General features: G+C 38.4%; 6 protein-coding genes. All 6 read right to left on the bottom strand.

Going from position 1 to position 7628, the window contains the following annotated elements:
• Nucleotides 1-118: 118 nt before the first annotated feature.
• A complete protein-coding gene (locus tag B5440_RS14010; protein WP_070054416.1) occupies nucleotides 119-1390 on the bottom strand; it encodes an adenylosuccinate synthase in 1272 nt (423 codons plus the stop codon).
• Nucleotides 1391-1402: 12 nt separating this feature from the next.
• On the bottom strand, nucleotides 1403-1858 hold the full coding sequence (locus tag B5440_RS14005; protein WP_070054415.1) for a Fur family transcriptional regulator: 456 nt from the start codon (nucleotides 1856-1858) through the stop codon (nucleotides 1403-1405).
• A 29-nt stretch (nucleotides 1859-1887) separates the two neighbouring features.
• Nucleotides 1888-4098: a RelA/SpoT family protein gene (locus B5440_RS14000; protein ID WP_070054414.1), complete on the bottom strand. Its 2211-nt coding sequence runs from the start codon at nucleotides 4096-4098 to the stop codon at nucleotides 1888-1890.
• A 38-nt stretch (nucleotides 4099-4136) separates the two neighbouring features.
• On the bottom strand, nucleotides 4137-5372 hold the full coding sequence (locus tag B5440_RS13995; protein WP_070054413.1) for a M48 family metallopeptidase: 1236 nt from the start codon (nucleotides 5370-5372) through the stop codon (nucleotides 4137-4139).
• 50 nt (nucleotides 5373-5422) lie between these two features.
• The gene (locus B5440_RS13990; RefSeq protein WP_070054412.1) at nucleotides 5423-6217 is read right to left on the bottom strand and encodes a TrmH family RNA methyltransferase; all 795 of its coding nucleotides are present in this window, start codon (nucleotides 6215-6217) and stop codon (nucleotides 5423-5425) included.
• Nucleotides 6218-6322: 105 nt separating this feature from the next.
• Entirely contained in the window at nucleotides 6323-7624 is a 1302-nt protein-coding gene (locus B5440_RS13985; protein ID WP_100970641.1) for an amidohydrolase family protein, read from the bottom strand.
• Nucleotides 7625-7628 lie beyond the last annotated feature (4 nt).

Raw genomic sequence — 7628 nt, 5'->3', positions numbered from 1 at the left:
TCATTAAGAATATCTACAAAAGAAGAAGCGCTTCTCTCACAAAAACTTTTATCAATAAAAAAGGCCATCTAAATACTTTTTAGACGGCCTCTTCTGATTTTATAAAGATTGAAACTTCTTAACGCTCTATTGTTTGAGTTCTATCGGGACCTACTGAAACCACCTTAATCGGGATTTCCAGTTCTTTCTCCAAAAACTCTACATAGTCATTAAACTCTTTAGGAAGTTGGTCTACTTTCGTCATTCCGGTAAGATCGGCAGCCCAACCTTTAATTTCGGTATAAACGGGTGTTACATTTTCTGCTTCGATATTATATGGCAAATGCTGAATTTCCTTTCCCTTATAATTATAGGCTGTACATACTTTTAGGGTTTTAAATCCGCTAAGTACGTCACCTTTCATCATAATTAACTGGGTAATTCCGTTTACCTGTACGGCATATTTTAAGGCTACTAAATCTAACCAGCCACATCTACGTGCACGTCCGGTAGTAGCACCAAATTCATTGCCAACACGGCCCATAGTTTCTCCATCTTCATCAAAAAGTTCGGTAGGGAAGGGACCGCTTCCAACTCTAGTAGTGTAAGCTTTAAAAATCCCATAAGCTTCGCCAATTTTGTTTGGTGCAACGCCAAGGCCTGTGCAGGCTCCGGCAGCTGTAGTGGTAGAAGAAGTTACAAAGGGGTAAGTTCCAAAATCTATATCAAGTAAAGAGCCCTGCGCACCTTCAGCTAAAATGGTTTTTCCTTCTTTTTGCGCTTTGTGCAAATAAGCTTCACTATCTATAAAGGTTAGTGATTTAAGTGTTTTTACTGCATTAAAAAATTCCTTTTCCAATTCAGCAAGATCATATTGTACATCTACATCGTAGAATTTGATCATTTTCTCGTGCTTATCGGCAAGGGTTCTGTATTTCTCTTTCCAGTTTTCCAATTCCAGGTCACCTACACGAATTCCGTTTCTCCCGGTTTTGTCCATATAAGTGGGGCCAATACCTTTAAGAGTAGAACCAATTTTTGCTTTTCCTTTTGAAGCCTCAGAAGCCGCATCTAATAACCTGTGTGTTGGCAGGATTAAATGAGCTTTTCGTGAAATAAGCAATTTAGATTTATAATCTACATTGTTCTTGCTAAGGTTGTCCAGTTCCTTTTTAAAGATCACGGGATCTATCACCACGCCATTACCTACAAGGTTTATAGTTTCATCGTGAAAAATTCCGGAAGGAATAGTGTGGAGTACGTGTTTTTGCCCGTCGAATTCGAGGGTGTGCCCTGCGTTTGGTCCTCCCTGAAATCTAGCAATAATATCGTATTTAGAGGTGAGTACATCAACAATTTTTCCTTTGCCTTCGTCACCCCATTGGAGACCGAGTAGTAAATCTACCGCCATTGAAATCTTAAGTTAATTGGTTGTTTTTTTATTACCGTAAAAATATAAAGAATGTTTGGTAATTTCTATGTCAAACACTTCTTCGATTGTTTTTTTAATAGACTGAATACGTGGATCACAGAATTCTATAACCTCACCGGTATCAGTTAAAATAACGTGATCGTGCTGCCGGTCAAAATACGATTTCTCGTACTGTGCCTGGTTTTGCCCAAACTGGTGCTTTCTTACAAGTCCGCATTCCAGTAATAGATCGATGGTATTATAGAGGGTTGCACGACTTACCCGGTATTTTTTGTTTTTCATTTTGATATAAAGTGATTCAATATCAAAATGATCGTCGTTATTATAGATTTCCTGAAGTATCGCAAAACGTTCGGGGGTTTTTCTATGCCCTTTTTCTTCCAAATACTTGGTGAAAACGTTCTTAACTACTGCCTGATCGTTCTTATTTACAACTTTTTTGCTCATAGTTCTTTGTAGCTTACAAAGGTATAGGATTATTCACGGCTAACCTTATCGATGCCGTTAATTTTTTTGAGGCGATTAATGATTTTTGTGAGTATGGCATTGTTCTTTACCTTAAGCGTTATTTGCCCGCTAAAAACCCCGTCTACACTTTCAAAACTCACCTTTTGCATGTTCACGTTCAGGTTGCTGGAGATCTCTTTAGTAACTTCGCTTACAAGTCCTAAATTATCAATTCCGGTTAATTTTACTACTGCTTTAAAATCTTGTTGGGAAGAATCTATCCATTTAGCCGGAATAATTCTGTACGCATAATTACTTTGAAGCTGAAGCGCATTTGGGCAGTTTTTCTTATGAACTTTAATTCCATCATTTACCGTTACAAAACCAAAAACCTGGTCACCCGGAATTGGATTACAACAATTGGCCAGTTTATATTCTAAGGTTTCATCTTCATCTCTTCCAAAGACAAGCTGGTCGTATTTAGAAGTGATCTCATCTTTATTAAGATCTTCAGCAATAACAGGCTTGGTGATCTTTCGCTTAATGTAACTTACCAGCGCATTACTCCTGGAAGAAGCAAATTCTTTGAGTTTCTGATTATCTATTTTACCAATGCCAACGCGGTAAAATAGATCCAGGCTGGTTTTAAGGTTAAAGTGAACCACCAACTCATTAATTACCTTTTCATTAAAAGGTATTTTCTGAGCCCGTAATTTTCGGGTAAGAATTGCTTTTCCTTCTTCTGCTATTTCGCGTTTTTCGTCTTTTAAAGAAGATTTTATTTTGGCGCGAGCTCTCGCAGTGGTTGCATAATCAAGCCAGTTTACATTTGGCTGTGCATTTTCAGAAGTAATTATTTCAACCTGGTCTCCGCTTTTTAATTCGTGACTTAAAGGAACCAATTTATTATTAACGCGGGCTCCACGGGTTTTTAAACCAATTTCGGTATGAATGCTAAATGCAAAATCTAAAGGCGTAGAGCCTTTGGGTAAAGATTTTAGATCACCCTGCGGTGTAAAAATAAAGATCTCTTTTGAATAGAGGTTGAGCTTGAACTGCTCTACGAAATCTACCGCGTTTACATCGGGGTTTTCCAAAGCTTCCTGAAGCCTGTTCAACCATTCTTCAATGCCACGTTCTTCCTGGGCATCGCCTTGTTTATATTTATAGTGTGCTGCATAACCTTTTTCAGCGATTTCATTCATTCGCTGACTCCTAATTTGTACTTCTACCCATCGGCCTTTTGGCCCCATTACGGTAATATGCAAGGCTTCATAGCCTGTAGATTTAGGCGAAGAGATCCAATCCCGAAGTCGGGTAGGGTTGGGTCTAAAATGGTCGGTAACTATGGAATATATTTTCCAGGCGAGGAATTTTTCGTTCGCCGGGTCACTTTTATAAATAATTCGAATAGCAAATTTATCGTAAACCTCATCGAAACTCACGTTTTGAGCTTTCATTTTACGATTTATGGAATAGATAGATTTTGGTCTTCCCTTTATATCGTATTTAAGATCTTCCTGGTTTAGTGAATCTTCAATTATCCGCGAGAATTCCTTAATATAAGCATCCTGCTCTTCCTTGCTTTCCTTTATTTTGGTGTGAATTTCGTGATATACTTCGGGTTCGGTATATTTTAGACCAAGATCTTCAAGTTCGGTTTTAATATTATAAAGCCCTATCCTGTGAGCCAGCGGAGCATAAATATAAAGTGTTTCTGAAGCGATCTTTTCTTGCTTATCACGGCGCATCGCATCCATAGTTTGCATATTGTGCAACCTATCGGCAATTTTGATGATAATTACTCGAATATCATCATTTAAAGTGAGCAGCATTTTACGGAAGTTCTCTGCTTGCAGCGAAACATCCTTATCTTTTTTTAAGCTGGAGATTTTTGTAAGTCCGTCAACGATGGTCGCCACGGTCTTTCCGAACATCTTTTCGATATCCTCAAGCGTATAGATCGTATCTTCAACCACATCGTGCAAGAGCGCAGCAACAATAGAAGTGGCATCCAAACCAATTTCTGAAGCCACGATTTTTGCCACCGCAATTGGGTGAAAAATATAGGCTTCACCAGATTTTCTGCGCTGGTCTTTATGTGCCTCTACAGCAGTATCAAAAGCTTTTCTAATTTGCTTTTTATCTTCGTCACTTAAGCTTCGGTAACTTATGCGCAGCAGTTCTTTATACTGCCTTGCAATTTGCTTATTTTCTTTCTCTATAGCAGCTTCTGTCATAAATTAAAAGTACAATTAAGATTATAAAGAAACAACTACTAACTGCGCTTTAAGTTCCTGAACCTTTGCAGAAGCGTAGGATGAGAAAAATGCATAAAAACATAAGCTTTATGCGGCGTAAGATTGCTTAGACTGTTTTTGGTAAGTTTCTTTAAACTTGAAATTAAAGGGGCTGCACCATAAGTTTTCTTCGCATAGTTATCTGCCTGGTATTCAAATTTTCGAGATAAATAATTCATTAATAACCCTGTAATTTCTGAAATAGGACTGTAAAGTATCCCGAAAGCAATTAAACCAATATGAAAACTGGGTTCTTCTACTCCCAGGGCTTGCGATAGGACAGGGCTGCCTACAAATAACGAAAGAAGCCACAAGGTGAAACCTGTGGTTAAAATGGAAGCGGCCAAATTTACGATGATATGATTCTTTTTATAATGACCAACTTCGTGTGCCAGTACTGCAACAATTTCCTCTTCTTCCAGATCTTTTACCAAAGTATCAAAAAGTGTGATACGCTTTTCTTTTCCAAATCCTGAAAAATAAGCATTGGCTTTGGTACTTCTTTTAGAGCCATCTATAATAAAAATATTATCTAGCGTAAAGCCTACACTTTTGGCGTAAGTTTCAATTTTAGTTCTTAGTGAACCTTCTTCCAACGGGCTTTGTTTATTGAATAATGGCACAATAAGTTTGGCGTAGAACATATTGAGAAATACAGAAAAAACGGCTACGAGGATCCAGGCATACCACCAGAAATCGTTGCCGGCAAATTGATAAAACCAAACGATAAGAGCCAGGATTCCACCGCCAAGAACAGCCATCATTAACCAGCCTTTTATTTTATCCAGGAAGAATGTTTTTTTGGTAGTTTTATTAAAGCCATATTTTTCTTCGATCACAAAAGTGCTATACCAGGAAAATGGTGTGGTAAGGATATCGCTACCAATCATAATTATTCCGAAGAAAATTAGAGCTACCAGGATTGCGTTATCGGTAAAATTTCTGGCAATATCATTTACCCAGGCGAATCCGTCGAAAATGATAAAACCTAAAGTGAGCAAGACGGAAAATGTGGAAGTAAAGATTCCAAAGCGAAAACGCTCTTTCTTATAGCGTTGTGACTTCTCGTATTCCTCCTTATCGTAAACATCATTGAGTTCCTGCGGAACGGGGTCATCAAAATGTTTCGCGTTTAAAGTATCCAAAATTTTATCGACGATAAAGTCGATAATAATAATGGCTATGATGATATAAAATAAGGTTTGGGGATTCAAAGGCTTTTATTTAATGCTGAATTATACTTAAGGCCTTCGGTCTTTTTTCTTTAAAAACCGCGTTGTCTTTTGGCTTCAAAAATAAGTATTCCTGCCGCAACAGAAACATTCATAGAATCAATTTCACCGCTCATTGGAATAATAATATTTTGCGTTGAATTTTCGCGCCATTCCTGACTTAATCCGGTTGCTTCAGTTCCCACTACAATAGCTGCCGATTGGGTGAAATCTATTTGATGATATGGTTTAGAAGCTTGCAATGCCGCAGCGTAAATTGAAATATTATTTTTCTTTAGAAAATCAATGATTTCTGAAGTGCTTCCCGTGGCGATTGGATTGGTGAATACACAGCCAACGCTCGAGCGGATTATATTGGGATTATAAAGATCGGTTTTTGGATTCGCGATAAAAACAGCATCTACTTTTGCAGCATCGGCAGTTCTTAATATCGCTCCTATATTTCCCGGTTTTTCAGGGGCTTCAGCGATAAGAATTAAAGGATTTTTAGTTTCAAATTTAATGCTTTGCAAATTGTTTTCTTTTACTTTAAAAATTGCTAAAACACCTTCGGTACTGCTTCGGTAGGCTATTTTTTCATAAACTTCGGCAGAGATTTCAGTAATTAAAACTTGGTTTGAAATAAGTTCTTCAATTGCTTGAAAATCGATCAAATCTCCACAAAAATATATTGATTGCAGTTCAAAATCTCCCTTCAAAGCCAATTGAATTTCCCGTTGGCCTTCTACCAGGAAAACACCTTCTTTTCGGCGTAGCCGGGATTTTTCCTGCAGTTGGAGCAGGTGTTTTATTTCTTTGTTCTGTGTACTGCTAATTTGCTTAACCATGAGTGTAAAAATAGAGAGTTTAAACCTATTGCAAAGAAAAGAGGTCAACAAAATACCTGTGCTGGTAAAATTGTTAACCTCTAGATAAAAGTTAGAGAAATACGGCTACTTACTCGCGCTATCGTATTTCTTCATATAACGTTCGTAAAGTTCTGTTTGGTGAGTATCTAAACTTACCTGGCGGCCTTGTATAAAAGCGTGGGTTAGAATATTTCCCCTCATATCTAATGCGTCTCCTTCACTTATAAATAAGGTAGCGGTTTTTCCTTTTTCCAGGGTTCCAAGCATATTATCTATCCCAAGTATTTTCGCCGTATTCGAAGTGATCAATTTAAGGGCTTCTTCTTTTCCTAAACCATAAGCACCTGCTGTACCAGCATAAAACGGAAGATTCCTGGTGTTCATTCTTTCCATACTACCGCTACTTTCCAGGGCAACCAAAACTCCCTGGTTATGTAAAATTCCGGCTAATTTATATGGAAAATCATAATCGTGATCTTCGCTGTTTGGCGTGTCGTGAGGGCGTTGCACCAATACCGGAATATTATTTTCCTTTAAATCCTGAATTGTTTTATGTGCCTCGTAGCCGCCAACAATAACTAAATGTTCCAGTTTCTGGTCTTTTTTAAATTCAATAACGTCCAGGATCTCCTTTTTTCCATCAACGTGAACATAAACCCTTTTATCCCCTGTAAAAACGTTTTGCATCGCATCATAAGCCAGGTTAGTTTTCTCTTTGCTACCTTTTAAATAAGCTTTAGCCGAAGCGAAAAATTCTTCCAGTTTTAAAATTTCATCCTGGTAGTCATCACTCACTTTTATTCCGGGATCTTCACCGGCCCACCAGCGTCCTCTTGTAAAACTACTTGGCCAGTTAATGTGTAAACCATCGTCTTCTTTAATTACTGCGTCTTCCCAATTCCAGGCATCAAACTGCACAATAGAAGAAGTTCCTGAAATCCTGCCGCCACGAGGAACAATTTGCCCCATGAGCACGCCATTTGGGCGCATGCTTTCAACGATCTTACTCTCGGCATTGTAGGCAATTAAACTTCTAATGTGCGGAAGCATAGAACCTATTTCATCTTCATCGTCTGTAGCACGAACAGCGTCGATCTCTACTAAACCTAAAGTGGCGTTTGGCGCAATAAAGCCCGGGTATACGTGTTTTCCTTCGGCTTCAATAATTCGGCCGCGGTATTGCATTTTTGTAGCGGTAGCATCCATCACCTGGGTGATCTTGCCGTCTTCGAAAATTATTAAACTATTTTCAATCACTTCTCCGTTCCCCAGGTGAGCGGTAGCCCCAACAATAGTTACTGCTTCAGTTTGTTTAGAAGCCGGGGTTTGCTGGGCAAAAGAATTTCCTATGCAGGTAAATAGCGCAAGTATTACTAAATATTTCATCTTC

It is taken from the genome of Salegentibacter salarius (genome assembly GCF_900168265.1).
GTDB classification, from domain to species: Bacteria; Bacteroidota; Bacteroidia; order Flavobacteriales; family Flavobacteriaceae; genus Salegentibacter; species Salegentibacter salarius.
The sequence above is the reverse complement of the archived record's forward strand: the minus strand, read 5'-3'. Positions and strand labels throughout refer to the sequence as shown.